At 68.1% G+C, this 24,457-nt stretch carries 25 protein-coding genes; 11 read left to right on the top strand and 14 right to left on the bottom strand.

From position 1 onward, the window contains the following. Position 1: 1 nt before the first annotated feature. Both ACOOGH_RS11060 and ACOOGH_RS11055 read right to left on the bottom strand, forming a co-directional pair. Positions 2-1,234 carry a TCR/Tet family MFS transporter gene (locus tag ACOOGH_RS11060; protein WP_420450117.1) on the bottom strand — a complete coding sequence of 411 codons (1,233 nt, stop codon included), beginning with the start codon at positions 1,232-1,234 and terminating at the stop codon, positions 2-4. Continuing rightward, on the bottom strand, positions 1,228-2,355 hold the full coding sequence (locus ACOOGH_RS11055) for an ARPP-1 family domain-containing protein (protein ID WP_420448970.1): 1,128 nt from the start codon (positions 2,353-2,355) through the stop codon (positions 1,228-1,230). Before ACOOGH_RS11055 ends, ACOOGH_RS11060 begins: the two co-directional genes overlap by 7 nt. Before the next feature lie 129 nt (positions 2,356-2,484). On the opposite strand from ACOOGH_RS11055, the gene ACOOGH_RS11050 reads away from it, so the two are divergent. Continuing rightward, positions 2,485-3,219: a hypothetical protein gene (locus ACOOGH_RS11050; RefSeq protein WP_420448969.1), complete on the top strand. Its 735-nt coding sequence runs from the start codon at positions 2,485-2,487 to the stop codon at positions 3,217-3,219. A gap of 38 nt (positions 3,220-3,257) precedes the next feature. On the opposite strand, the gene ACOOGH_RS11045 is transcribed toward ACOOGH_RS11050, so the two are convergent. Then, positions 3,258-3,896, bottom strand: coding sequence for a hypothetical protein (locus ACOOGH_RS11045; protein WP_420448968.1), 639 nt, complete (start codon positions 3,894-3,896; stop codon positions 3,258-3,260). Positions 3,897-3,903: 7 nt separating this feature from the next. Then, positions 3,904-4,986 (bottom strand): FAD-dependent oxidoreductase, encoded by a 1,083-nt coding sequence (locus ACOOGH_RS11040; RefSeq protein WP_420448967.1) that lies wholly within the window; start codon positions 4,984-4,986, stop codon positions 3,904-3,906. A 274-nt stretch (positions 4,987-5,260) separates the two neighbouring features. Here ACOOGH_RS11040 and ACOOGH_RS11035 point away from each other — a divergent pair, with 274 nt between their 5' ends. Continuing rightward, positions 5,261-5,914 (top strand): DNA-3-methyladenine glycosylase family protein, encoded by a 654-nt coding sequence (locus ACOOGH_RS11035; RefSeq protein WP_420448966.1) that lies wholly within the window; start codon positions 5,261-5,263, stop codon positions 5,912-5,914. Positions 5,915-5,924: 10 nt separating this feature from the next. Here the strand turns inward: ACOOGH_RS11035 and ACOOGH_RS11030 are convergent, their stop codons facing one another. Genes ACOOGH_RS11030 through ACOOGH_RS10995 form a run of 8 tightly spaced genes read right to left on the bottom strand, consistent with a single transcriptional unit; the run spans position 5,925 to position 14,437 of the window. After that, a complete protein-coding gene (locus tag ACOOGH_RS11030) occupies positions 5,925-6,749 on the bottom strand; it encodes a tetratricopeptide repeat protein (RefSeq protein ID WP_420448965.1) in 825 nt (274 codons plus the stop codon). Beyond that, entirely contained in the window at positions 6,746-8,617 is a 1,872-nt protein-coding gene (locus ACOOGH_RS11025) for a BatD family protein (protein WP_420448964.1), read from the bottom strand. Before ACOOGH_RS11025 ends, ACOOGH_RS11030 begins: the two co-directional genes overlap by 4 nt. Then, complete coding sequence (locus tag ACOOGH_RS11020) at positions 8,617-9,426, bottom strand: tetratricopeptide repeat protein (RefSeq protein ID WP_420448963.1); 810 nt, start codon at positions 9,424-9,426, stop codon at positions 8,617-8,619. Before ACOOGH_RS11020 ends, ACOOGH_RS11025 begins: the two co-directional genes overlap by 1 nt. Continuing rightward, positions 9,423-10,454: a vWA domain-containing protein gene (locus ACOOGH_RS11015; RefSeq protein ID WP_420448962.1), complete on the bottom strand. Its 1,032-nt coding sequence runs from the start codon at positions 10,452-10,454 to the stop codon at positions 9,423-9,425. Before ACOOGH_RS11015 ends, ACOOGH_RS11020 begins: the two co-directional genes overlap by 4 nt. Positions 10,455-10,472: 18 nt before the next feature. After that, positions 10,473-11,468 (bottom strand): vWA domain-containing protein, encoded by a 996-nt coding sequence (locus tag ACOOGH_RS11010; RefSeq protein WP_420448961.1) that lies wholly within the window; start codon positions 11,466-11,468, stop codon positions 10,473-10,475. Continuing rightward, entirely contained in the window at positions 11,465-12,547 is a 1,083-nt protein-coding gene (locus ACOOGH_RS11005) for a hypothetical protein (protein ID WP_420448960.1), read from the bottom strand. The genes ACOOGH_RS11010 and ACOOGH_RS11005 overlap by 4 nt, the downstream gene beginning before the upstream one ends. After that, a complete protein-coding gene (locus ACOOGH_RS11000; protein ID WP_420448959.1) occupies positions 12,544-13,419 on the bottom strand; it encodes a DUF58 domain-containing protein in 876 nt (291 codons plus the stop codon). The genes ACOOGH_RS11005 and ACOOGH_RS11000 overlap by 4 nt, the downstream gene beginning before the upstream one ends. Before the next feature lie 28 nt (positions 13,420-13,447). After that, a complete protein-coding gene (locus ACOOGH_RS10995) occupies positions 13,448-14,437 on the bottom strand; it encodes an AAA family ATPase (RefSeq protein ID WP_420448958.1) in 990 nt (329 codons plus the stop codon). Between the two features lie 230 nt (positions 14,438-14,667). On the opposite strand from ACOOGH_RS10995, the gene ACOOGH_RS10990 reads away from it, so the two are divergent. Beyond that, positions 14,668-15,918 carry an alpha-hydroxy acid oxidase gene (locus ACOOGH_RS10990; protein ID WP_420448957.1) on the top strand — a complete coding sequence of 417 codons (1,251 nt, stop codon included), beginning with the start codon at positions 14,668-14,670 and terminating at the stop codon, positions 15,916-15,918. A 16-nt stretch (positions 15,919-15,934) separates the two neighbouring features. On the opposite strand, the gene ACOOGH_RS10985 is transcribed toward ACOOGH_RS10990, so the two are convergent. Together ACOOGH_RS10985 and ACOOGH_RS10980 are read right to left on the bottom strand one after the other, a co-directional pair. Further along, positions 15,935-16,405, bottom strand: a complete 471-nt coding sequence (locus ACOOGH_RS10985) for a hypothetical protein (protein ID WP_420448956.1) — start codon at positions 16,403-16,405, stop codon at positions 15,935-15,937. A gap of 83 nt (positions 16,406-16,488) precedes the next feature. Next, positions 16,489-17,649, bottom strand: a complete 1,161-nt coding sequence (locus tag ACOOGH_RS10980; RefSeq protein ID WP_420448955.1) for a tyrosine-type recombinase/integrase — start codon at positions 17,647-17,649, stop codon at positions 16,489-16,491. 243 nt (positions 17,650-17,892) lie between these two features. Here ACOOGH_RS10980 and ACOOGH_RS10975 point away from each other — a divergent pair, with 243 nt between their 5' ends. From ACOOGH_RS10975 to ACOOGH_RS10940, 8 genes are all read left to right on the top strand, one after another. Next, entirely contained in the window at positions 17,893-18,237 is a 345-nt protein-coding gene (locus tag ACOOGH_RS10975; protein WP_420448954.1) for a plasmid mobilization protein, read from the top strand. Further along, positions 18,234-19,436: a relaxase/mobilization nuclease domain-containing protein gene (locus ACOOGH_RS10970; RefSeq protein ID WP_420448953.1), complete on the top strand. Its 1,203-nt coding sequence runs from the start codon at positions 18,234-18,236 to the stop codon at positions 19,434-19,436. Before ACOOGH_RS10975 ends, ACOOGH_RS10970 begins: the two co-directional genes overlap by 4 nt. Positions 19,437-20,235: 799 nt before the next feature. Beyond that, complete coding sequence (locus ACOOGH_RS10965) at positions 20,236-20,541, top strand: hypothetical protein (RefSeq protein ID WP_420448952.1); 306 nt, start codon at positions 20,236-20,238, stop codon at positions 20,539-20,541. Positions 20,542-20,888: 347 nt separating this feature from the next. Beyond that, positions 20,889-22,121: an IS256 family transposase gene (locus ACOOGH_RS10960; RefSeq protein WP_420448951.1), complete on the top strand. Its 1,233-nt coding sequence runs from the start codon at positions 20,889-20,891 to the stop codon at positions 22,119-22,121. Between the two features lie 125 nt (positions 22,122-22,246). Beyond that, positions 22,247-23,086: an SDH family Clp fold serine proteinase gene (locus ACOOGH_RS10955; RefSeq protein ID WP_420448950.1), complete on the top strand. Its 840-nt coding sequence runs from the start codon at positions 22,247-22,249 to the stop codon at positions 23,084-23,086. Positions 23,087-23,353: 267 nt separating this feature from the next. Next, positions 23,354-23,854 (top strand): IS3 family transposase, encoded by a 501-nt coding sequence (locus tag ACOOGH_RS10950; protein ID WP_420450116.1) that lies wholly within the window; start codon positions 23,354-23,356, stop codon positions 23,852-23,854. Between the two features lie 118 nt (positions 23,855-23,972). Next, complete coding sequence (locus tag ACOOGH_RS10945) at positions 23,973-24,110, top strand: hypothetical protein (RefSeq protein WP_420448949.1); 138 nt, start codon at positions 23,973-23,975, stop codon at positions 24,108-24,110. Next, entirely contained in the window at positions 24,111-24,359 is a 249-nt protein-coding gene (locus ACOOGH_RS10940) for a hypothetical protein (RefSeq protein ID WP_420448948.1), read from the top strand. The last annotated feature ends 98 nt before the right edge of the window (positions 24,360-24,457 follow it).

Below are 24,457 nucleotides of genomic sequence, written 5' to 3'. Positions count from 1 at the left end.
ACTAGGCGGCCGGGATGCGGCGGAAGAGGCGGACCGCGACCAGGAAGGCGGTCGCGTACATGACGGCGCCGAGGAGGAAGGGCGCCCCCGGCAGTTGCATCGGTGCCGCGGGTGACGTGAAGTAGCTGAACAGGCCGGCGGTGAAGATCAGGGGGCTCAGGATGCTGGTCAGGCTCATGAGCGACTGGAGTCCCCCTTGGACCTTTCCCTGGTCCTCGGGTTCCACGGCGCCTGCCACCAGGCTCTGGAGGGCCGGACCGGCGACGCCCCCGATGGAGCCGAAGATGATGAAGGCGATGAGCATCCACCCCTGTGTGGCGAGGCCGTAGCCGAGGTAGGTGATCACGGCCAGCACGAGTCCGCCGAGTACGGCCCGGCGCTCCCCGATGCGCTTGATCACGGGTTGAACGAGTCCCCCCTGGACGATGACCGCCATCAGTCCCACAAGCGCCAGCGACAGTCCGTTGGCGAGTTCGTCCCACCCGAACTTGTGGCCGGTGTAGAGCACCCACACGGTCTCGAGGCCGCGCTGGGCCAGGATCACGAACACGAACGACACGGCGAGGCCGGCCACCAGCGGGTATGAGCGCAGCACCACGAGGCTCCCGACCGGGTTGGCCTTCTTCCATCTGAAGGCGTCGCGCTTCCCGGGCGGCAGCGACTCGGGGAGGACGAAAATGCCGTACAGCGCGTTCACGAGAGCGAGTCCCGCCGCCGCGAAGAAGGGAAGCCGCAGGTCGATGCCGCCCAGGAGTCCACCGATGGCGGGACCGAAGATGAATCCGAGGCCGAAGGCCACGCCGACGAAGCCGAAGTTTCTGGCTCGGACCTCTGGCTCCGACACGTCGGCGATGTAGGCGTTGGCCGTGGTGATGCTCGCGCCCATCACGCCGGCGATGAGCCGGCCCGCGAAGAGCCATCCGATGGACGGCGCCAGCCCCATGATGATGTAGTCGACGCCGAGGCCGAAGAGGGCGATCAGGATGACCGGCCGCCGCCCGACGCGGTCGGATAGCGCCCCCAGGATCGGCGCGAAGAAGAACTGCATGACGGCGTAGGCCGCGGCGAGGACCCCGAACCAGCGCCCCGCGAGCGCGGTACTTCCACCCGTGAACTCCTTGATCAGTTCGGGGAGGATGGGGACGATGATCCCGATTCCCAGCACGTCGATGAAGACGGTGATGAGAATGAAGACCATCGCCGCCTCGCGGCCCCGCCCGGGTGCTCTCAACAGCCCTCCACGCGATCGTTTGCAGCCTTAACGCCGCCAACGCGCTGGCGGGTCGCGTAAAGTGACGGCCCGGGCGGGGCAGTTCCAGTCACAACTGAAGCGACTTCGGCTCCCGCGCTAGCTCGTGTGCCTCCGGCGGAGGGAGTCGCGCCTCTGCTGGTAGTTCGCGTACACCGGCTCACGTTCCGATCGCCGCGTCCGGCCCGCGGATCCGAAAACCCCGTCAGATGCACGGTGGCTTCGTCCACGACGAGAGCGCCTCCGATCGCGCGCTCGGCCACGATCCCCACATCCCGCCCCAGGCCGATGGCGGGGTGGTCGTCGAAAGCTCCCGCTCCCAGGCGGTCGAGGAAGTCCTGCGCCGCGGACGCCGGTGCCGCCTTGTCCCCCTCCGTGCGCCGTTCGAGCGCATCGACACCGTAGCTGCGAACCAGCTTGGGGAGGAACGCGGCGAGGGTGTCCCGCCGGTCGAACAGATCCAGCCCGTAGTGCCCGCCCGTCACCGCGAAGATGGCGCCCAACTGATTCGGCGCGGCCTCCACTTCCCGCACATAGTCATCCAGCGCCTCCGCGTGGCGCTCGAAGATCTCGCTCATCGCGCCGGTCGCGGAGGGGGCGTCCAGCGCCACGGCCTTGTCGTCGATCGCACTCCACACTTGGCCCTGATCGGAGCGGCGCGTCCCAGTGGTCCGCATCGACGCCTGCACGCTCGCGTTCATCTCCGCCCGCCCTCGCGCGAAGTGCATCCGGTCCGTCACCTGGAAATCCGGGCTGTCGTAGGACCAGCGGCCCTGCTCCACGCAGGAGACCGGGATGATCGTCGTCTTCCCGGCGGGGATCAGCAGCGTGAGGTTGGCGACGCGGTTCTGCTTGGCGCCGACGAGTTCCTCGCCGTCGACGATGAGGACGGGGCGGTCGGCGCGGTTCTCCACCGCGAGGTCGGGGACGCTGCCCCCGGCGGAGACTTCGCGCACGGTGACCAGGTTGTCTCGAAGTCCCTGTGCCAGAAGCAGGTAGTCGAGATCCGAGATTTCCCGAGAGAGCAGAGGGAACACGGTGAGGCCGCCGCAGAACGTCGGTTCCCCGATCTCGAGGTCGGCGATGGTGGTCGTGATCTGGTTCATCTCTCCACTCCTTGATATTGTCAGTGTTGATACGCTGTTGACAGTACCACGGAGTCCCGGATAAGTCAACGGTTGTTATCTGTAAACGACAGTATACGTCAGTACACATCTCGGACGGCGGAAAACGGCATGCGCAGTTACACGGCCCGGGAGTTGGAAGAGGAGACGGGTTTCAGGCGACGCACGATCGCCTACTACGTGCAGGTCGGACTGCTTCCGCGCGTCGGCCGGCGAGGACCGAAGACCCGTTATCCGAAGCTCGTGCGGGACCGCCTGCTCTTCATTCGGATGGTCCGCGAGGCGGAGGTGGCGGGGAGGGTGCCCGCGACCGCACTCCGCGAGATCGGCGCCGTGTTCGAGGGGTCGTCGCCGGAGCTGATCGCGGGCGTCGCGGACAGACGGATCGCGGTGACTGCCGACCTCCTCTCCGCGCGATCCGCCGGACAGGCATCCCCCCCACGAATGCAGGATGTGGCGAGCCAGCGCGAGTCACCCGTCGGCTTTGCCGCGCAGCGAGCCCGGTGGGCCGCTCTCAGGGAACGGCTGATGGTGCGGGAGGAGGGAACGCCATGGCTCCGGGAAGCCGCTGCCGCTTCTCCCCGGGCGGACATGGCGGACGTGACGCACGCGCCCCCGCTGTCACGCGGCGACGTCGATGACTCGGAGTTGGCCGAGTTGTTAGGCGCTCTGCGGGACGTAGGCGGTCGTGAGGCTGCCCCGGGAGAGGTGGAAACGTGGTCGCGGATCGAGATATCGCCCGGCGTCGCACTCTCGGTTCGCGGTGTCGCCGACGAGGACGCGGCCCTGCTGGAGGCCATCGGGCGCCGGCTTCACCACCTGCTATCGGACGGGTTCGACGACTGACCGCTGCTGGACGGGCGGTGGCAGCTGTCGCTGAAGACTCAGGGAAGGAGCAGGGGCCCCAGCCAGGGAACCCACACCACGCCTCCCAGAATCGCCCCGACCAGCGTGGCGACGACGGTCCGCAACCTCCGACCTCGAGGGATGGCGGTCACGATGAACAAATACCCGAGCACGAAGGAGGCGAGGCCGAGGAGAATGAAGACCCACTGGGGGATTCCCGTGATCGCCCCCACGGCGATTTCGTCCGGGCCCCATGTGACTCGCGTGCCGCGGAGAACCAGGAAAAGGACGGGAAACGGCCACGTCCACCGGAACGGGGTCACGAATCCGATTGCGAAGACCAGACACAGAGGGCCGGGGCCGAATCGGCGAACCGCAAGCACGCAGGCCAGAAGGATCACATACGAGACGAGCGGTCCGGCGGCCGCGCTGACCGCCACCTGCCACGGTTCGGCGATCGCCGCCGCCGCTTCGAGGTCGCCCGCCCGCCAGAACCGGCTGAACTCGCCGGAGCCGGACCAGCTCGCAGAGGCGTAACGCAGGACCGGATCGGGGAGTCCCAACGCGACATTGGCCCCGAAGTGCCCGAGTTCGTGAAGCAACACCGCGATGGGGAAGGCGATCGCGCCACCGGCCACCGCGGCCCACCAGCCACCGTCTCGCAACTGCTCCCGCATCAGGACCTCAGGACTCGATGTCGTAGAAGCTCTCGACCGGGGGCGGGGTCGCCGGGACGGGATCGTGCTCGAGCGCGTCGCGCATGGCGGGCGACCACGGGGCGGCGGCGACCGGGCTGAATCCTGACGTGTGGTCCGCCATGGCCGCGAAGAGCCGCCCCGCGCGATCGAGCCGAGTCGTGATCTCCTCCTCGATCGGTTCGAGACTCCAGTCGTCCCGCTCCATCACGTGCCCCAGCGCGATCCCGTCCGAACGCGGGAGCACCCCGATGCGTCCCCCGCCCGGCACGCTCCCCTCGAGGCTGTAGTCGATCTCTGGTTGGGGGGCGAGGAAGGTGAGCTGGCCCTTGATCGGCGACATCGTCTCGTCCCCGAACAGCGCGCGGGAGCCGAGACCGGTGCAGTTCGCGATGAGGGGTTCGTCGAGCGACATGAGGTCGCGGGGCGTCCCGTAGTCCCGGATCCGCACGCGTCCGCCGAAGAGGAGGAACTCCTCCATCAATTGATCCAGATAGATCGACGGCTCGATGCGGAGGGTCGGCCTGCGCAGGGCATAGGTGCCGGGAAAGGGATGCTCTCCCGGCTGCAGCACGGTGGCGCCCACGTCGAGCCCCGGGTCAAGGCCGCTCTCGGTCTCGTCGAGCCCGGAGTCCTCCTGCCGCGGCCCGGAGAGGCGGTTCCGCCAGGTGTAGGTCGTCACCCACGACACGCCGCGCCCCGCCCCGGCGAACAGCTGCATCTGCTCGTAGGAGGCGCGGACGGCTCGGTCGAACTGGGCGTCGAAGGCCGGGGTCCGTTCCGGCGCCGACACGAGATTCGAAAGCGGCGAGAACCCGGCGTAGGCCATGTTGGAGGTCGTGTCGGGCGGGAGGGCGCGGGCGTGGATCGTCACCTCGAAGCCGCGGCGCTGGAGTTGGCGGGCGGTGGCGAGCCCGACGGCGCCAGCCCCGATGACGGCCGCCTGCCGGGACGGATGGTCTTCGGCCAGTTCGGCCGCGAGCAGTCCGGTCCCCCACGAGAGGGAGATCCCCGCGCCGCCGTGCCCGTAGTTATGGATTAAGGTCTTGTCGTCGAGCCGCTCCGTTGCCACGCGAAAGCCCGCGGGTCGGAAGGGTCTGAGTCCGACGGTGGTTCGGATGACGCGGTCCGGCGAGACTCTGACGAGGGGAAGATCAGCGGCGCCGGCGCCCGGCGGGTATCGACGCCATGCGGGGGAGCACGCGCCGAGGCTAGAGCCCAGCGCCGCGGTTCCCACGGTCTTGATCAGGGTTCGACGGTTCACGCAATAAGACTGATGCCAACCACCGGTGTCGGCCAGAGAGCGCGTCGAGGCGTTCCCGCGGGAACGCCTGGGGAGGGAAGGAATGCAGGGAAAAACGATTGCGACGTCGGGAGATATAGCCGAGGGCATCGAGGCGTTGGTCCGGATCGACGGACGGCTGGACGAGGTGGTCGACAGGGCGGGGCCGGTGCCGCTGCGGCGAAGGGATCCGGGATTCGAGGGTCTCGCTCAAATCATCGTGTCTCAGATGGTGTCGAAAGCGGCCGCCGCGGCGATCTGGGAGCGGCTTCTCGAGGAGGCGGACGGTTGCGCGCCCGGACGGGTCGCCGGGCTCTCCGATGCGCAGTGCCGCCGGATCGGGCTGTCGCGGTCCAAGGAGATGACGCTCAAGCGCTCGGCCGAGGCGGTCATGAGCGGCGGTCTCGACCCGCAGGCGCTGTGCCTCATGCCAGCCGAAGAGTCCATTGCCGCCATGACGGCCCTCAAGGGGATCGGCGTCTGGACGGCCGAAGTGTATCTCCTGTTCTGCGCCGGCCATCGCGACATTTTCCCGGCCGGCGACCTCGCGCTGCGCCGCGCCGCGGGACATGCGCTCGGCCTCGAACCACGGCCCCGGGAGAAAGCGCTTCGCGAAATCGCCAGCCGTTGGCGACCCTGGCGAAGCGTGGCGGCGCGGCTGCTATGGGCGTACTACGCGACGGAGATGCGGCGGCAGGACGCCGTCCCGCTGGACTAGTGTCGCGACGCTAGATCGGCTCGAGGTCTCCGGCTCGCAACCAGCCGACCTTGCCGTCTTCCAGCACGATCTCGAGCCAGTCGCTCGATCGCCTGTCGATCCGGACGACGGCCCCTTCGTGAATCGTGAACAACTGCAGGGAAGGGTCGTCGGAGGGCGCGCTCTGGACGGTGGCCTCCGTCTGCAGGATCACGCCGCGCTCGGCGCGTCCCATATCGAATTCACGGATGAGGAGGTTCGTGCCGACGACGAAGGTGAGCGCGGCGGCCGCCACGGCGGCGTGGCGGGTCCAATCCGGCGGTCTGATAGTGAGAAGCCGGTAGAGCAGGACGGAAGCCAGCCCGAGGTAGCCGAGTGCCAAGATGGCGATGAGCCATCCGCGCGGTACGAGTTGCGCCGCCCAGCTCACGACGCGGGGCACCCAGAATCCGGGAAGCGGCGTGATCTGGTCGGCGGTCAGGGAGCGCGCGAGTTCCAGGTTGGTGCGCACGTTCTCATCCCGGGGCAGTGTGATCCTGGCGCGCTCGAAGAAGAGGATCGCTCGGCCCAGTTCCCCGAGCCTGAAATAGGCGTTGCCGATGTTGTAGTGGAGTTCACCGCTTTCGAGTCCCTCCTCGTACAGCCGGAGATACGCGTCGAGCGCGCCCTCGTAGTCTCCGGCCTGGTAGAGGCTGTTCCCCGCCTGAAACCGCTCGGCAGGGGTCGGCGAGGGCGCGGCGTCCTGAAAGGCCGCCAAGCCGGCCCCCAGCCCGGCCCCAAGCCCCGCCGCCAGGGCCAGAGGGAGCGTCGCCATGAGGAGTCGGCCCGGTCGGCCGGGGGCTCGGCGGGCGGTCATCGGAGTTCTCCGGCGAGCGCGGACAGCACGGACTCGGCGCGGGCCAGGAAGGTCTTGCGTTCCTCGATCTCGGCGCCGACCGGGGCGAATCGCCGGCGGTCGCAGGCCTCGAGGGCCGCGAAGTACTTCTCGACGGTGGGCTCGCGGGCGCCGCGGTGGAGCAGAGCGGCGCGGAGGTCGTCGCGGATCATGCCGGCGGCGGAGGTGTCGAGCTTGTCGGCCACGAACCCCTCCAGCGCCTGGGTCGTCTCGGCGTAGAAGGCCCGCGCATCGTCGCCTCCCGCGAGCCCGGCGGCCCGGGCGAGGCGCTTCTTCGCCACGCGGGCCGCCCGGCGGTCACGGGCGTAGGCCCGGTCGCCGGCGAGCCGGTCGCGACGCCGCCGCAGCCCGGCCGCGCCCGCGACCATGCCGACGGGCGCAAGCGCGACGATCCAGAACCACGCCTGATCGAACAGCGTTTCACCCCGGCGGCGGAAGCGCGGCGTGTCGATCCGGATGAACCGGATGTCCGAGCGCAGCGCCTCGACGGAGCCGCGCGCGCGTGCACCCGGCAGCGCCTCCTCGACTGCCCGGCCGGTGACCCGCAACTCGACCGGCGCCGCCGAAGCGATCTCGTAGCGATCCGCCGCCGCGTTGTAGTATCCCATGTCGACGCCCGGTATCGTCAGCGTCCCCGGCGCCCGGGGAATGAGGACGTATTCCCAGCTCCGCGTGCCCGAGACGCCGGCGTTCGTGGTTCGCAGGCGATCCGCCACCTCGGGCGGAAAGGCTTCCACGGTCGGCGGAAACTCGAGTTCCGGCGGCGCCAACGCCTTCAGGTTGCCGGAGCCCGACACCTCCACGCGCAACGTGACGGCCTCGTTCGCGGCCAGGCTGTCGCGGTCGACGGAACTCTCGAGCGCCAGATCACCGACGAGGCCGGTGAAGTCCGCAGGCCGGCCCTCGGCGGGCAGGGGGAGCACTTCGATCTCGACCGGACGCGACGCGGCGCCCGCCGTCACGACGTCCCCGAACAGGGAACTCCGGTTGAAGAACCCGCCGAACACGTCGTCGAACGGATCGCGCGAGCGCCTCTGCACGCGGACCTGCGCCTCGATCGCGAGCGGCTCGAGCGTCTTCGAGCCCGGCCCCGTCGGATAGAGTGCCACCTTCCGGATCACCGCGGTCGCATAGGCGACTCCGTCGTGCACGACCTGCTCCACCTGCGGCTGCTGCGGGAGTTCGAACTCTTCGACCCAGAAGCCCGCCGTCCCGGGCAGCCGCGTGACGCCGTACGAACTCACGTTGACGCGCGTGAAGAGCCGGTAGTCGACGATGACGGGCTCGTTCTCGCGCACGCGGCGCTTGTTCGGCTCGGCGACGACGAAAAGGTCGTTCGGGCCGATGGTCCCGGGATCGGAAGGTTGCCCCGCTGGTGCCCCCGGCGCTCCCGGAGCCGGCTGTGGGGCCGATGACACGCGCAGGCTCAGCGACTCCGTCGTCAGCGTCTCTCCTCCCGCCTCGACCGTCACCGGCCCGATCTCAAAGGTCCCCTCCGCCGTTGCCTGAAAGCGGTACTGCACCGTGAGCGTGACCGTCGTCCGGCCGTTCACGATCTGGACCGAGGTCTGCGTCCCGCTGCTCAGGAAGGCGGCGAAGGCGCCCATGTCGGGCAGGGCCGGATCCTGGTCGAAGCGCTGGACACCTTCGAGGACGACGTTGAGGGTGAAGGTCTGTCCGACGCCGACTTCCCCGCGGTCGAGGTGGGCGGAGGCCGTCACGTCCTGACCCGAAAGCGCGCCGGGAGCGAGGAGGCAGCCCGCGAGCCAGACGAGGGCCCGTGCCGGGGCGACACGCCTGCCGCGGGGCGAGCATCGCAGGCGTCGCATCACCAGTCCCTGCGCGGCCTCGTGCCCCGCGCCGGCGTGCGGGGCTGGCGGTTCACCTCGTCCTGATCCTCCTGGATTGCATCTAGCAGGCGCTCCGCTTCTTCTCTCGTCATCTGACCGGGCGGAGGGGTCCCCGCCTCCGGCGGAGGCTCGGATTCATCCCGGTCCTGTTCGGGGTTTGGCTGGCTCTGGGGATCCTGGTTCTGAGGGTCCTGGTCCTGTTCGGCCTGCTGGTCTTCCTGCTGGCCTTCCTGCTGGTCCTGATTCTGTTCGCCGCCCTGCGGTTGCTGCTCGCTCTCTTCCTCGTTCTCCTCGTTCTCGCCGTCGCCCTGCTGCTGGTCCTGTTCCTGCTGTTCCTGCATCTGCTCGAGGACGCGCTCGAGGTTGTGTTTCGCGTCAGCGTCCGTCGGGTTCGCCAGCAGTGCCTGCTTGAAGGCCTCCAGGCTCTCGGGCAGGGCCCCCTGGCGGTAGAGCGTGTTCCCGAGATTGTACCAGGCGTCCGCCGCCACTTCCGGATCTCCATCCTCCACCGCGGCGCGGAACGACTCCAGCGCGGATTCGTAGTCCTCGCCCCGGTACAGCGCGTTTCCGTCGTTGAACCGGATGATGGGGGAGTCGGGAGCCTCGAGCAGCGCTTCCAGATATTTCTCATGTGCTTCGGCGAAACGTCCCTCCTCATAGAGGCGGTTCCCCTCGCGCGTTTCCGCGCGTCCCGCCTGCGCGCGCACTTCTGCGGGCGTCGCGGCCGCGAGGGCCGCGATGACCAGGGGCAGCCAGAGCCGCCCGCTGCCTCGGCGCGTCCCGCTCACGTGAACCTCCCTCTCCAGGCTCTCACGGTCTTCTTCCGGTCCGTCCACAGACCCTCCAGGAACAATAGGAGAATCGCCGCGCCGAGGAATATCTGGAACTGCTCCTCGTACTGCGTGACCTCGCGGGCGTCGATCTCCCGTCCGCCGAGCGCTGCCACCTCCTCAATGAGCGCGGTCAACTCGCTCGCTTCGGGGGTGCTGCGGTAGAGCTGTCCGCCCGTTCGCGTCGCGATCTGTCTCAACGTGGTCTCGTCGAGCCGGGTCGTGACGACGGCGCCCGCCTCGTCGCGCTTGAACCCGGCCTGCCGACCCGCCGCGTCGTACTCCGGGATCGGAACGCCGTCCGTCGAACCCACGCCGACCGTGTGGATCGTAACCCCGGCCTCGAGCGCGCGATCCACCGCCGGCTCGATGCCTCCCTCATGGTCTTCGCCGTCGGTGACGACGATGATGATGCGTTCCTCCACCGGTGCGTCGGAGAAGGCATCGAGAGCGAGTTCGAGCGCGGCCCCGAGGTCCGTCCCCTGTACGGGCACGAGTTCCGTGTCCATCGCGTTGAGGAAGAGGCGCGCGGCCCCGTAGTCCGAGGTCAGCGGGCTCTGGACGAAGGCCTGGCCGGCAAAGGCGATGAGGCCGATGCGGTCCCCGTCCAGCCGTTCGATGAGGCGCTGGATTTCGAGCTTCGAGCGCTGCAGGCGGTTGGGGGCGATGTCCTCCGCCAGCATCGACGTCGAGAGGTCGAGGGCGACGACGATGTCCATCCCTTCGCGGCGCACGGTCTCCACCCGCGATCCGAACTGCGGGCGGGCCAGGGCGACGACGGAGAGTCCGAGCACGGCGATGAGCCCTGCGGCCTTCCAGGCGCGGGCCCGCCGGTTCACGGAGCGGCTCAACTGGCGTACGAGCGCGAGATCGCCGAAGCGGGCCAGCGCCCGGCGCCGCAGAGTCGAGCCGCGCCACATCAGCCCGGCGGCCAACGGCATGAGCGCCAGTCCGAAGAGAGCCGTGACGAACCCGAAGCGGAACACGATCTCGCCTCCCTCGCGCTAGGGCAGTCTTCTCAGGACTGTCTGCGCGAGCCCGATCTCGAGCAGCAGCAGTCCGAGTCCCGCCGCGAGCGGGAAGTGGAAGAGTTCGCCGTATCGCGTGAAGCTCTGCACGTCGATCTCGGTCGTCTCGAGGGCGTCGATTTCCTCGTAGATACGCTCGAGACTCTCGCGGTCCGTGGCCCGGAAGTACCGTCCTCCGGTGACCTCGGCGACCTCCGTGAGGGTGGGTTCGTCGACGTCCACCGGAATCGAGACGAGGCGCCGCCCGAAGACAGGGTCATCGACGGGCACCGGGGCCGTCCCGCGCGAACCCGCGCCGATCGTGTAGACCCTGACCCCCAGCGCTTGAGCCATTTGGGCGGCGGTCGCCGGATCGATCTCGCCGCGGTTGTTCCGGCCGTCGGTGAGGAGCACGATGATCCGCGATTCGGCCTGGCTGGATTCGAGTCGCTTGAGCGCGGTCGCGAGTCCGAGTCCGATCGCGGTCCCGTCCTCGACCATGCCGACCTCCAGTTCGGCCATGACCGCGGAGACGGCGGGGTGATCGATCGTGAGCGGGGCCTGGGTGAACGCCTGTCCGGCGAACACGACGAGTCCGATGCGGTCGTTGCGGCGGCGCTCGACGAAGTCCGCCGCGACCTCTTTGGCGGCCTCCAGCCGATTGGGCGTCAGGTCCTGTGCGAGCATGGAGCTGGAGATGTCGAGGGCCATGACGATGTCGACGCCCTCGGTCGCCACGTCCTCGCTCGTCGAGGCGGACTGGGGACGGGCGAAGGCGATGATGAGCGCGGTCAGGGCGAGAAGCCGCAGCGCCAGCGGCACATGGCGCAGGCGGCCTGTGCGCTCGGCCCCCGCGTGGCGGAGGAGCCCCAGATCCGGGTAGCGCAGGGCGCCGGCCTTGCGTCCTCCCTTCGCCAGGTGCCGGTACGCGAGTGCCGGGACGAGGAGAAGCAGGAGGAGGAGAAACGCGGGATCCGCGAACCGGTGGATCATGGGACGGCCGCCCCGGTCCGGTCATCCGCCGTCGCGCCGGACCCGTCGGTTTCACTCGCGTCGGTTGCGGTCGCTTCGGTTGGGGTCTCTTCGGACTCCGCGGCGGGGGGCGGGGGTACGAACTTCGTCCGCTCTACCAGCGTGCGTGCGTCGGCGAGGATGCTCCGGCACGCCGCGTCATCGGGCCGCCACTTCGCGAACTTCACGAGGTCGCAGGCGTCGAGGAAGCGCTCGAAGGCCGTTCGAATCCCGGGGTCCACGCCGGCGTGTCCCAGGCTCGAGATCACGTCGGGCGTGATCATCTCCAGCGCCCAGATCCGGTAGCGTCCCTCGAGGTAGGTGCGGATGATTCGGGACACCTCGATGTGGTACGGTTTGATCTCGCCGCGCTCCAGGAGGGGGGATGCTCCGAGCCGGTCCAGTGCCTCGAGCGCGATCTCGTGCGGTGGCCGGGACGGGACGGGTGGCCGGGAGTCAGCTCGGTCCGGGCTGCGGCGCCGCCGGCGCCCCCACCAGTATCCCAAACCGGCGAGAGCCGCGGCGAGCAGCAGCCACGGCCACAGGAGCAGCCAGTTGCGCGCGATCTCGCGCGGCCCCTTCACGTCGCGGATGTCCCCGCCCTCGTCGAGCCCGATGGTCGTCACGCCGATCACCACCGGGTCGGTGGAAACGGTGGTCGTAACGTCCGCGGCGTCCGTGAGTTCGATGTTGAAGGATGGGATCTCGAGTTCCCCGAGTTCGAAGGCGGTCACGTGAAGCACCGCCGTGGTCCGGGCGGCGTCCGCCGAAGTCTCGGAGGGGCCCACTTCGAGCGCCAGCGGCTCGAAGGGATCCAGGGAAAGGGAATCGGGCCAGCGCACCGTGAGGTCCGCCGGGTGCTCGAGGGAGAGCCGCAGCATGAGCGGATCGCCCACATGGATCTCCGTCGTGTCGGGCTCGATCGTGACCCGCGGTGTCTGGCCCCGGAGGTCTCCGCCCCCTCCCAGCGGGGTCAAGGCCAGTGCCCCGAGCGCCAGCAGGAGCCCCACGGCGCCGGTCCGTCGCTCCAGGTGCCTCGAAGCCAGCGATCCGCGCGTCATACCCGCCGTCCCCGTTCCTCGAAGAAGCGCATCAGCGGCCGCAGGTAGGGGCGCCCCGGACTCAGATCCACGACATCGACCTTGCTGCGCCGGAAGGTCCGGTCCTGTCCCGCCCGCGCCTCCTCCCCGCGGCTCGCGAACGCCGCGCGGAAATCCCGGTTCGAGGTGTCGACGACGAGCCGTTCTCCGGTCTCCGCGTCCTCGAGTTCGACGAGACCGATCGGCGGCAGTACCGACTCCCGGCGGTCCCTCACCCGGAGGGCGACGACGTCGTGCCGCCGGCCCGCGACCCCGAGCGCCTTCTCGAAGGGCTTCGAGACGAAATCGGAGACGATGAAGACCACGGCCCGCCGCCGGATGATGCGCGAAAGATACTCGAGCGCCATGCCCAGATCCGTCGTCCGGCCTCGGGGCTGGTGATACAGCATCTCCCGCAGCACGCGCAGGACGTGCCGCCGGCCCTTCCGCGGCGGGACGAACTTCTCGACGCGGTCGCTGAAGATGATGAGCCCGACCTTGTCGTTGTTCTTGATCGCGCTGAAGGCGAGCAGGGAGCACACCTCGACGGCGAGGTCTCCCTTCATGCGCTCGCGCGTGCCGAAATCGCCGGACGCGCTCACGTCGACGAGGAGCATCACCGTGAGTTCGCGCTCTTCCTCGAAGATCTTCACGTGGGGCATGCCGGTGCGGGCGGTGACGTTCCAGTCGATCGTGCGAATGTCATCCCCGTAGTCGTACTCGCGGACCTCGGCGAAGTTGATCCCGCGTCCCTTGAACACGGAATGGTATTCGCCTGAAAACACCTGATCCACGAGCCCCCGCGTCGTAATCTCGATGCGACGGACCTTCCGTAAGATCTCCCGCGGTATCATCCCTCGATCCCTCTGATTCCCCGAAGGCCTACGGGACCTCGACGCTGTCGAGGATCCGGTTCACCACGTCTTCGCTCGTGACTTCCTCGGCTTCGGCCTCGTAGGTGACGAGGACGCGGTGCCGCAGGACATCGAGTGCGATGGAGCGCACGTCCTCGGGCGTCACGTAGCCGCGGTGCCGCAGGAACGCATGGGCCCGCGCCGTGCGCGCGAGACAGATGCTGGCTCTCGGCGACGCGCCGTACGCGATGAGGTCGGCGAGCTCTTCGAGTCCATGGTCGGCCGGCGCGCGCGAAGCGAAGACCAGTTCCACGATGTACCGCTCGACCTGCTGGTCCATGTAGATGAGGTCGACGGCGCCACGCGCCCGCAGGATCTCTTCCGGCGTGACGACCGTCTGCGTCTCGGGCGCGGACCCGACGCCCATGCGCCGCATGATCTCCAGCTCCTCGTCCTTGTCGGGGTATCCGACGGAGAGCTTGAGCATGAAGCGGTCCACCTGCGCCTCGGGGAGCGGGTACGTCCCTTCCTGCTCGATCGGGTTCTGGGTCGCAAGGACGAGGAACGGGTCGTCGAGCGGGAAGGTCTCGTCCCCGATCGTCACGGTCCGTTCCTGCATCGCCTCGAGCAGCGCGGACTGGACCTTGGCGGGGGACCGGTTGATCTCGTCGGCGAGGATGATGTTGGAGAAGATTGGACCCTTCCGGGTCTGGAACTCGCCCCGCTTGGGGTCGAAGATCAGCGTGCCGATGAGGTCGGCGGGGAGGAGGTCCGGCGTGAACTGGATCCTCTGGAAGCCGGTGTCGATCGCCTGCGCGAGCGTCCGCACCGTGAGGGTCTTCGCCAGCCCCGGCACCCCTTCCATGAGTACGTGACCGTCGGCGAGCAGCCCGATGAGGAGCCGCTCGACCATATATCGCTGCCCCACGATGACGCGCCCCACCTCGTCAACGAGCCGTTCGACGAAGGCGCTCTCCTCGCGGATCCTTGCCTGAATCGCTTCGATGTCGTGACTCACCTCGGTGCGTTCCTCTCCTCTCGAATCGTCTCTCGAACGGTTTCCGTCGAAGGCCTCGAACGGCCACAGATGTCTGGTGCCGATGGGAATCGGCGTATGAAAGACATCTTATCGAATTTTGGCGTTGCCCGAATGGTTTTCCGGCGTTCTCGCGTTGACGTGGGCCGTCGCGGCGGGCACCGTGAATTCGGACCCTTTGGCCACCACCGAGTGCCAACCAGGAGCGCCGAATGTATGACGCCGCGCAGTCCGGGCCGGAATCGAAGACCGTCCACCGCCGTGACCTCCTGCGCTGGCTTGCCGCGAGTCCTCTGCTGGGGGCGATGGCGGGCTGCGACCTGGGCGTGGTCGGTCGGGCGATCGCGCAGGAGGCGCCAGCACGGTCGCTCGACGACCTTGTCGCGTCGGCGCAGGAGGCCCTCGATGTATTCGACCTCGAGAAAGTGGCCGCGCAAACCGTACCCACGGCGCACTGGGGATACATCAAGACGGGCGTCGACGGAGAGGGCACGCAGGCCAACAACCGTGCCTCGCTGGAGCGGATCTACCTCCGCGCGCGCCGCCTGGTGGACGTCTCGAACCGCGACATGCGCGTCTCGATCTTCGGGCGGGAATGGCCGACGCCGCTCATGATCGCGCCGGCGGGGAGTCAGGGCGCCTTCCACCGCGACGGTGAGCTGGCGACCGCGCGCGCCGCCGCCGCCCGCAACCACCTGCAGACGCTCTCATCGGTGAGTTCCACCGGGGTCGAGGCGGTAAACGAGGCGCGGGGCGAGCCGGTCTGGTATCAGCTCTACGCGCCCCGCCACTGGAACGCGACCGTCGCCCTCATCGAACGGGTGCGCGAGGCCGGCTGTCCCGTGATCGTGCTCACCGTCGATCTCCTCGGCGGGAGCAACCGGCTCACCCTGCGGCGCTGGGAGCGCATCGACGACCGCAACTGCGACACCTGTCACCGGAGCGGCGGATGGGCGGATCCCGTGAAGCCGATGTACGAGGGGCTGCCGCAGGGCCCGCCCGACAGCGGCGGCCCGACGATGACGTGGGACTACGTGGACCGCCTGCGCGACATCACGGACCAGCGGATCGTCGTGAAGGGCCTCGTCACGCGCGAGGACGCGGAACTCGCGCTGGAGCACGGCGTGGACGGGATCTGGGTCTCGAACCATGGGGGTCGAGCGGAGGGGAGCGGGCGGGCGACGATCGACGCGCTGCCCGAGATCGTGGAGGTGGCCGGCGGCGAGGTTCCGATCATCGTCGACGGCGGCTTCCGCCGCGGGACCGACATCTTCAAGGGCATCGCACGCGGCGCCACCGCGGTGGCCATCGGGCGTCCCTACCTGTGGGGACTCGGGGCATTCGGTCAGGCGGGCGTCGAGCGGGTGCTGGAAATCCTGATCGAGGAACTGCGCATCACGATGGGCGCCGTCGGGACGCCGTCACTCGCCGACATCGGCCCCCACTCCATCGGCGTCGACTGACCGGAGATCCCCGCCGTCAGGGGCCGACCCCGAGAGCCATCGCGATGTACGCCAGCGTCATGGCGATGATGGGAAGGAGCGTGACGCCGACGGCGATGGTCACACCGGCGCGGAAGAGCAGAGGACCGGCAGGGAGCAGCTTGTCGCGGAAGGACTTCTGGAGCGCGATTTCAACGATGGGCCCGAGCGAATAGGACACGTTGAGCATGATCAGCCAGAATACGCTGCCCCGGAGCCATGCGACCGGGGTGAATTCCCCGTTCAGGGCCATGATCAGCGAGCCGACGGTCATCGTGACGAGGCCGGTTCCGCCGATGATCAGGTTGTACGGAAGACGGCGCTTCTCCCACCAGCCGATGATCGCCCCGATCCGACGCTCCGCCGGAGCCGGGTAAAGGAAGTCCGCGAGGAAGCTGCCTCCGGGGACGATGCTCTGCGTGAGTCCGTCGAGGGGAACGGTCGAATCAGTCGTGGTGACAAGGTGCATAAGGTTTACAACTGTTTGCACCCGATGAACTTAGGAGTTTCGCGAGTCGGATTCCCGTCGAATGATTCCCGCTGGTCGGGGTTTCAGCCGCGGACCCTCCGGCGACCTTCCAGTGCCGTCCTGAGTTGTCCAGCGTCCGGCCTCTGATAGCACCTGAGCACCGTTTGTGCATCCTTCCACCCGCCAAGCTCGCAGAGCACCTTGAGCGGAAGGTCCATCAGGTCGCTGGCGAACTTCCGCCTCAGCGAGTGCCAGCCCCGCCGCGGCTTCGGCTCCAGTCCTGCTAGTGTCTCGGCCTTCCTCCACCACTGAAAGACGGAAGCGCGCTGCACGCCCCGCGTGGCGTCCCTCGACGAGGGCAGCACCGGGGCATTATCGGTCCCGGCACCGCTCCCGCGCGCCTCTTCCAAGGTCGCGACCGCCTCTTCCGTCATCGGCGTGACGTGCTCGTAACCGGTCTTCTCGTGCTCGGCGCGCCACCGCACCTCGCGGCCCTCGAGATCGATGTCACCCCAGCGAAGGTTGCGAATGGCCCCGATTCGGTGTCCGGTCTCGTGGGCTAGCACGAACGCGACGTGGAACCGCCAGTCGACCTGCCGGGACACTCCGAGCATCGCCTGGTACTCCTCTTCGGAGAGGACGACCCGGGAGGGGTTCTTCTCCTTGGGTGTCCTCAGGCCCCTCAGCGGATTCGAGTCGAGAAGGAGTCTCCCCTCCTCGTCTCTGGACTTCGTCGCCCAGTTGAGGACCGCGATAAGGAACCGCAGGTCCAACTCGATGGTCCGGTTGCCCACAGGCTTCCCGCTCGGTCCGATCCTGCCCGCCCGGCGCTCCCGGATGAAACGGTCCCAATCGCGCTGGGAGAAGGTGGCGGGATCGCGGTCCCGTCCGAAGAAGCGGAGGAACATCGCGATCGCGACCCTGTCGCGCTCGCGGGTCCGCTGCCCCTTGGTCGGGGTGACCTCCTCTCCGTAGATGTCAAAGAGCTTGCCCAGCGTGAGCGGCTCAGGCTCGGCTTCCGCCTTGCCGTTCAGGTCCAAGCTTGCGAACCCGGCGGCGAACTCATCCGCCTGCTTCTTCGCCCGGGTCCAGTCCCGGTGCCCGAGCGATCGGGTGAGCCTTCGACCGTTCTCGCGCCACTCTATCTGGAGCAGGCCGGTCTTCGGGTCCGGGAAGACCCTGACCCGGTTCCGGCCCCACTCGCCGGCGCCGTAGCTCCGGCGGCTTCGTTTCGTGCGTGCCATCGTTCGATACCTCCGATTCGATGGACTGCACGATCTGCACTGTTTGAAACCTCGCGCCGGGCGGGCGCGTCGTCCAGAGTTGGCGGCCCGGTGCGCTTTCGCGCGGGCGCGCCACGGGGGCGTTGGTTTCTGCGGGTTACCGTGGAGCCAGATGTGTTTTCGCTTCACGAAAACCTCTGGCCGGGGGAGTGCCCCCGGTCCCCCGAACGACATTCCGCGCGCCACCGAAGGAGGCCGCCCGACATGGCCCGTCCCCGGAAGCCCGACGCCGAGCGCAGGACCCGCACGATCGGCGTGCGCGTCACGACCGCGGAAGCCGCGGCGATCGCCGAGCGGGCCGCGGCGGCCCGCATGACGAGGGGCGGCTACATGCGCCGCAGGGCGCTGGGGCAGCCGGTCCGCGAGGCGGCCGTTCACCGGCTCGGCGCCCGTGAGCGGGTCGAACTCCACCGGCTCGGCGTGAACCTGAACCAGATCGCCCGGGCCCTAAACTCCGGGGCCTCGGCGCCGGACGGGACGCTGGAGGCGGTCGAGCGGGTGGGCGAGCTTGCGGCCGATCTCCTGAGCGGCGAGGTGCTGGACCGATGATCCCGAAGATCAACAGTCTGGGGCGCTCGTTCGCCGGGGTCGCGGCGTACTGCCTGCACGACGCCCCGACGCCGGACGACCGGAGTCCGGAGACTTCGGAGCGGGTCGCTTGGACCGACACCCGGAACCTTGCGACGATCCGGGCGGAGCGGGCCGCCCGGCTGATGGCCGCGACCGCGAAGGCGGCCCCCGACCTCAAGCGGCTGGCTGGGGCGGCGCGAGGGGGGCGCAAGCTTGCGAAGCCGGTGCTGCACTACTCGCTCAGTTGGGCGCAGGACGAGACGCCGGACCGGAGGGAGATGAGCCGCGCCGTGGACGGGAGTCTGGAGGCGCTGGGGCTGGAGGGCCACGAGGCGCTGGTCGTCGCGCACGACGACACCCGGCATCCCCATGTCCATGTGGTCGCCAACCGGGTCGATCCAGAGACCGGGAAGGCGGCGAAGCTGGGCAACAGCAAGCTCCGGCTGTCGCGCTGGGCCGAGGGCTACGAGCGGGCGCAGGGATGGATCCGGTGCGAGGAGCGGGTCAGGAACAACGAGCGGCGGCACGCGGGCCAGGAGGTGGTTCGAACCCCGTGGGAGCGGCCGCGCCACTGGGCGCGCGTCCGCCGCGAGAGGATGGTGCCCGGGCGGGCGCGGCGGGCGAGGGGGCCGGTCGACGAAGGGTGGGTCGACATGGAGGCCTGGCGGCGTGCCGAGGCGCAGGCTTGGGAGAAGGTCGAGGATCGGCGCATGCTGGAGTTCTCGCGGCTGGAGAGCGGGGCGCGGGAGGAATGGGCCGAGCTGCTCAAGCGGCAGGAGGTCATGCGCCAGAGGTTCGACCGGGAGAGCCGCACCCTGATCGGGCGGCTCCGGATCTGGCGGATCGAGCCCTCGTTGCGGGAGCTGGCCGGGGCGGTCTGGGGCCGGCAGGACCTTGTCGAGGGCTGGCGCGAGGATCTCGACCGGTACAACAGGGGCGAGCGGGCCGCGCTGGGCAAGGCACACGCCGACAGCGCCCGGCAGATCGAGCTGAAGGTGCGCGAGGTGTACCGAAAGGGGCTGCAAGACGCGGAACAGCACGCACGGATCACTGTCCAGGACCTCGTCCGCCGGGCGGCGCGGGAGATGAAGGAGCGCGGCCCCAGCATAACCCGCGTTCCCCCACGGCTGCCCCGGCCCCGAGGCCCCGAGCGTGACGGCGGAGGGTTCGAGCGATGACCCTTGACACCGTCACCGCAAGGGGATCGTCTGGAGCAGCCGATCAGAAGCGATCTCGGGAAAGGTACCGGGCTCCAGAATCGCCACGGATCGAACGCTGGTTCGACGGACCGGCCGACACGCTGAACCATGTCTATGGACCAGAGGCATAGCGGGCCTCGCGGCGGTACTCGGCGGGTAGGCCAGCGGGGGGATATGGGAAGGTGGAAATCGATCACGGCTACGAACTCTTGCTGGAGTCCGGGCGAGCAGCCCCGAGGGCGGAGACGGACCATCGCGCAAATGGGCTGACAGCCTCGGGATCGCATTCGACGCCGGGGCGGTGGACCGAGAAGAGCGGGTGGATCGTGGGATCTGCGGGTTGACGAGCATGGGAAATGAAACCCCTTTCAGGGATGAAGGGAACGGGCCGGGCCCCGCAGAGGCTGCGGCCCCATCATCCGCACGCCCGTCCCGACATCGTCGTCCCGTCCCCGATATTTCGAAGAAAACTGCGAACGGCGGAGGCGCGAAAGCGATGGCGCGAAACGGCAAACCTCGGATCGGCGGGCCGCTTGGAAGGGCTCGCGGCTCGCGAGCGGAAGGGCGGCAAAGTGACCCCCGGGCCGTGATCGGCGTTGGCGTGGCGCTCGCGGCAACGATTCTCCCGGCCCCTCTCGCTGCCCAAACTGCCGAGCTTAGCCAGCGGGACCGCTTCGAGCTGGATACCGGCTGTGCGGTGGGTCTCGCGGTCGAAGGTTTTGATGGTGGGGAGATCGGTCTTACCGAATCGCAAATCACTACGGCTGTTCGGAGTCGGTTGCGCGCCGCACGCATCTACGACCCGGATTCCGCCGACCATCTCTACGTCAACCTGAACGTATTAGGGGGGACCGCTGCCCCCTACAGCTTCAGGATCGAACTCAAGAAATGGCTATACGACCTTCGCGATCCAAGCGCGGGGGACGGCGGCGGCATGGGCTTCGCCGGGACGTGGCGAAGCAGCGAAGTCGGCTACGGCGATGCGAGCTACATCCTTGCAGCGGTGGGCAGGCATATGGACGAATTCATCGACGAGTATCTTCGTGTGAACGAGTGCGACGGGACGGGCGAGGCGTCCCCCTGAATCCGGCCCGGACTCTGGACGTTCGCGGCCTGTCGAGGCTCTACCCCGTGGCCGCCCCTCCGGACGTGCGGCGGGTGCGCTGGCGCGATGGCGCCCCCCGAGCCCCCGGTTGCGGCCTGAGAGCCTGCACGGCCACGACTCCTTCAGGCGGATGAGCAGAGTGTCTGAGCCACAAGCCGGTCCTACGAGTAGACAGCGAGCCCCGGCTCGTTCCTCCCCGGCGCTGATTCCCCCACCGTCAGGCATCGATCCCGATTGGCGGGAACGGATCGAGATCGCCAAGCGCGGGAGTGTGCTGATTTCTGTGTAAATGGCCATGGAGTAGACTCCGGAAGCGGGAGGAGACCATGGCGAGGAAGAAGGATGCGACGGAGCGGGAGGTGAACGAGCTTCTCGACAGCCTGCTGGAGGGCCGCAGCCCGGAAGAGATCATGGGCGGAGGCGGTCTTCTGGAGGCGCTGACGAAGCGGGTGGTGGAGCGGGCGCTGGAGGGCGAGCTCACCGACCACCTGGGCTACGAGAAGCACGCGAGGGAGGGCCACAACAAGGGCAACTCGCGCAACGGCCGTACGCGGAAGCGAGTGAAGACGGACACGTCCGAGCTCGAGATCAAGGTGCCTCGGGACCGTGATTCGACGTTCGACCCGCAGTTCGTCAGGAAGGGCCAGCGTCGGCTGGGCGGGTTCGACGAGAAGGTGATCGCGCTGTACGCGCGGGGCATGACGACGCGGGAGATCCAGGGTCACCTGAAGGAGCTGTACAAGGTCGAGGTCTCACCGTCGCTGATCTCGTCCGTGACCGACGCGGTCCTGGAGGACGTGAAGGCGTGGCAGGGCCGGCCGTTGGATACGGTGTACCCGATCGTGTATCTGGACGCGATCCACGTGAAGGTGCGTTCCCGGGGCCACGTCCGGACGCACGCGGTCTACCTTGCCTTGGCCCTGACGCTCGAGGGCAACAAGGAGCTGTTGGGGCTGTGGGTGGGCGAGGCGGAGGGGGCGAAGTTCTGGCTCTCGGTCCTAACCGAACTCAAGAACCGGGGGGTCGAGGACATCCTGATCGCAGCGATCGACGGACTCAAGGGCTTTCCCGAGGCGATCGAGTCGGTGTTCCCGAAGACGCAGGTCCAGCTCTGCATCGTGCATCTGGTGCGCGGCTCGCTCCGGTTCGTCGCCTGGAAGGAGCGCAAGGCGGTCGCCAGGGACTTGCGGGCCATCTACAGGGCTCCGAGCCTGGAGGCGGCCGAGACGGCGCTGGAGGCCTTTTTTCAGCGCTGGGACGAGCGCTTCCCCATGATCAGCCGGAAGTGGCGGGCGAACTGGGCGAACCTGACCCCGTTCTTCGATTATCCGCCCGAGATCCGCAAGGTCATGTACACGACGAACGCGATCGAGGCCCTGAACGCGCAGCTCACGAAGGTGACGAGGAAGCGCGGCGCGTTCCCAACCCCGGAGGCGGTCAGGAAAGTGCTGTACCTCGCGATCGAAAGGGCGTCACAGCGCTGGACCCGGCCCGTTCAGGACTGGACCGGCGCCCTGAACCACCTGTCGATCGTGTTCGAGGGCCGAGTGCCCGTATGAGTGCGAGGGCCATTTACACAGAAAATCTGACAGTCCCCCAAGCGCTGTCGTGAAGAGACCAGGAAGGCACGCGGCAACAAGTCCTCCACGTTCGACATGCACGGGCCGCCCACGCAGTTCCGACGGTGACGGCCCGCACGCCCCTCTACGAAGCTGCCAACACTGCCCGGTATGAGCGCCAGCAACTAATCCGGGAGTACCAAGAAGCCTATGCCTGCCGTCTGGTCGTCATGCGAGACGCGATCTTCGGCCGGTGCGTACCGTTCTTCGAGGAGACGGTCTTCGATGCGGATCCGGAGCAGGATCTCCACGTCATGCTTGATACGCCGGGGGGCGACGGAGAGACTGCTCTGCGCCTCGTTCGCCAAGCACAGTCCCGCTGCCGTGAACTCACAGTGATCGTACCGAATCAGGCCAAGAGCGCCGGTACGATGTTCGTCCTTGGGGCTCACCGAGTATACATGGGGCCGACCAGCGACCTCGGGCCGGTTGACCCTCAGTTCCTCTTGCCGAACGGGTCGCTCGCCGCAGCAAGGGCAATCATCGCGGCCGTGGAAGAGGCGGAACGACGGATTCAGCAACATCCGACGACGTACGCATTCCATGCCGCGCTACTCTCCGACATCACAGCCCTTATGGTACAGCAGGCCCGCGACGCGATGGACAGAACGGGTGACCTGATCCAAGAGGCTCTGGCGTCCGTTCGCTCTCGATCCAGTGATCAAGTGGAGGCCTTGGCCAAGAACCTGCGGCAACATCTGATCGGCGAACCGAAGGACCATGGGGCCATCGTCTCAGCGTCCGATGCAAAGCGCTATGGGCTGCCCGTCGAGGAAGCTGACCCGAAGAGCGACAGATGGAAGGCGGTGTGGCGGCTGTGGACCAAGTATCTCGTCATCGGGTCTGACTACGTTTACGAAGGTGAGCTGGCGTCCCAAGTCGCCGATCTACCGACCTCGTCCTAGAGAGGCCTGCCCTAGCGGGATGGCCCGAGCACCGTCCGCATCGTCGATTTGTGCCCGGAGCCAGCCCCGATTGCTGACGCAGTCGTGGCCCGGTGCCGGGACATGGACGATGTGTGGGCTTTCGGGATCTTCGGCGCAGACGCAGCGCGGGTGAGGGAGTCCCGCCATTCAACTCGTTTTTCCCGCTCTCACGGCACGGTCCAGCAGGGTCCGGTGCAACGACAGGAAACGCAGATCGTGCAGTCCTGTAAGTAGTTAGACGATTTCCTGTCGGGATTCAGACCTCTGGCAGTCCGTGTGGCCGACATCACGTACGTCCCCACGTGGGCGGGATGGCTGTATCTGGCCATCGTACTCGACGTCTGGAGCCGCCGCGTCGTCGGCTGGGCCATGGCGACGCACATGCGGGCCGAACTCGTCGAGGCCGCCCTGGCGATGGCGCTCGCGCGCCGCCGTCCCGAGGGTCGGGTCGTGCATCATTCGGATCAGGGCTCGCAGTACACCTCGCTCGCCTTCGGGGAGCGCTGCCGCGAATCGGGCATCGCGCGGTCCATGGGCTCGGTGGGCGACGCCTACGACAACGCCATGTGCGAGAGCTTCTTCGCGACGCTGGAGTGCGAGCTGATCTGGCGGCGCTCGCTCCGCACGGCGTCGGAGGCCCGGCGAGAGGTGTTCGGCTTCATCGAGGGCTTCTACAATACCCGTCGGCTTCACTCGGCCCTCGGCTACGAGTCGCCGGCCGACTACGAGAGGAACCATGCGGCCTGAGGCGCACCGCGGGCGCGCACCCGGAGCCTCTCTCCCGCGTCTGAGAAAGACCGAAGGGAGCAGAACCGGAGGTGATCAACCACAGAAATCAACCGTCCGTGAAAGCGGGGCAACTCCAATGACCGACGCGCTTTGCGGTCTCATGAACGTCGGCGAATACAAGCATGTCGTGCTGGGCGTCATCTCCGACGCCTTGGAAGCGTGCCATGCGCTGGCGCTCCTCGAAGGCACGGGGGGAGATGCGACAACGCTGTGAGTGGCAACGGGACGAAGAACCCGGCCAGACTCGCGCTACCGGCCGGCTGAGGATGCGGACGACTTCTGGCGCACGCTGGAGAAGCTCCGGCATCTTCACCCGCGGTATCGGCGCGCAGCGGACTGGCCCGGATTCGAGCCAGCGGGGGAGGCGCCATCGCTGGTTGCCGTCCAGTCGGCGCTGGAGGAAGCCCTCAGCAGCCGGTTCGAGGGCGAGCCCTGGGGAGCCCCCCTTCCCGATTCACTCTGAAGTAGGGAGCGTGAATGATGGTCTGGACTCGAGCTGGCGTGTGGAGGCGACAACTCAAGTCGCTAGGGTTTCTGTTGGCCGTTGCAATAGCGGCCTAC

The organism is Candidatus Palauibacter sp. (genome assembly GCF_965213655.1).
In the GTDB taxonomy this organism is placed as follows: Bacteria; Gemmatimonadota; Gemmatimonadetes; order Palauibacterales; family Palauibacteraceae; genus Palauibacter.
The sequence above is the reverse complement of the archived record's forward strand: the minus strand, read 5'-3'. Positions and strand labels throughout refer to the sequence as shown.

What these genes read in the sequence shown, in the direction of transcription:
- ACOOGH_RS11005 (WP_420448960.1), bottom strand. Translation starts at nt 12,547, where the DNA reads ATGACGCGCGGATCGCTGGCTTCGAGGCACCTGGAGCGACGGACCGGC.
- ACOOGH_RS11010 (WP_420448961.1), bottom strand. Translation starts at nt 11,468, where the DNA reads ATGATCCACCGGTTCGCGGATCCCGCGTTTCTCCTCCTCCTGCTTCTC.
- ACOOGH_RS11030 (WP_420448965.1), bottom strand. Translation starts at nt 6,749, where the DNA reads ATGACCGCCCGCCGAGCCCCCGGCCGACCGGGCCGACTCCTCATGGCG.
- ACOOGH_RS11050 (WP_420448969.1), top strand. Translation starts at nt 2,485, where the DNA reads ATGCGCAGTTACACGGCCCGGGAGTTGGAAGAGGAGACGGGTTTCAGG.
- ACOOGH_RS10945 (WP_420448949.1), top strand. Translation starts at nt 23,973, where the DNA reads ATGACCGACGCGCTTTGCGGTCTCATGAACGTCGGCGAATACAAGCAT.
- ACOOGH_RS10990 (WP_420448957.1), top strand. Translation starts at nt 14,668, where the DNA reads ATGTATGACGCCGCGCAGTCCGGGCCGGAATCGAAGACCGTCCACCGC.
- ACOOGH_RS11035 (WP_420448966.1), top strand. Translation starts at nt 5,261, where the DNA reads ATGCAGGGAAAAACGATTGCGACGTCGGGAGATATAGCCGAGGGCATC.
- ACOOGH_RS10960 (WP_420448951.1), top strand. Translation starts at nt 20,889, where the DNA reads ATGGCGAGGAAGAAGGATGCGACGGAGCGGGAGGTGAACGAGCTTCTC.
- ACOOGH_RS10975 (WP_420448954.1), top strand. Translation starts at nt 17,893, where the DNA reads ATGGCCCGTCCCCGGAAGCCCGACGCCGAGCGCAGGACCCGCACGATC.
- ACOOGH_RS10970 (WP_420448953.1), top strand. Translation starts at nt 18,234, where the DNA reads ATGATCCCGAAGATCAACAGTCTGGGGCGCTCGTTCGCCGGGGTCGCG.
- ACOOGH_RS10985 (WP_420448956.1), bottom strand. Translation starts at nt 16,405, where the DNA reads ATGCACCTTGTCACCACGACTGATTCGACCGTTCCCCTCGACGGACTC.
- ACOOGH_RS11045 (WP_420448968.1), bottom strand. Translation starts at nt 3,896, where the DNA reads ATGCGGGAGCAGTTGCGAGACGGTGGCTGGTGGGCCGCGGTGGCCGGT.
- ACOOGH_RS10980 (WP_420448955.1), bottom strand. Translation starts at nt 17,649, where the DNA reads ATGGCACGCACGAAACGAAGCCGCCGGAGCTACGGCGCCGGCGAGTGG.
- ACOOGH_RS11000 (WP_420448959.1), bottom strand. Translation starts at nt 13,419, where the DNA reads ATGATACCGCGGGAGATCTTACGGAAGGTCCGTCGCATCGAGATTACG.
- ACOOGH_RS11055 (WP_420448970.1), bottom strand. Translation starts at nt 2,355, where the DNA reads ATGAACCAGATCACGACCACCATCGCCGACCTCGAGATCGGGGAACCG.
- ACOOGH_RS11025 (WP_420448964.1), bottom strand. Translation starts at nt 8,617, where the DNA reads ATGCGACGCCTGCGATGCTCGCCCCGCGGCAGGCGTGTCGCCCCGGCA.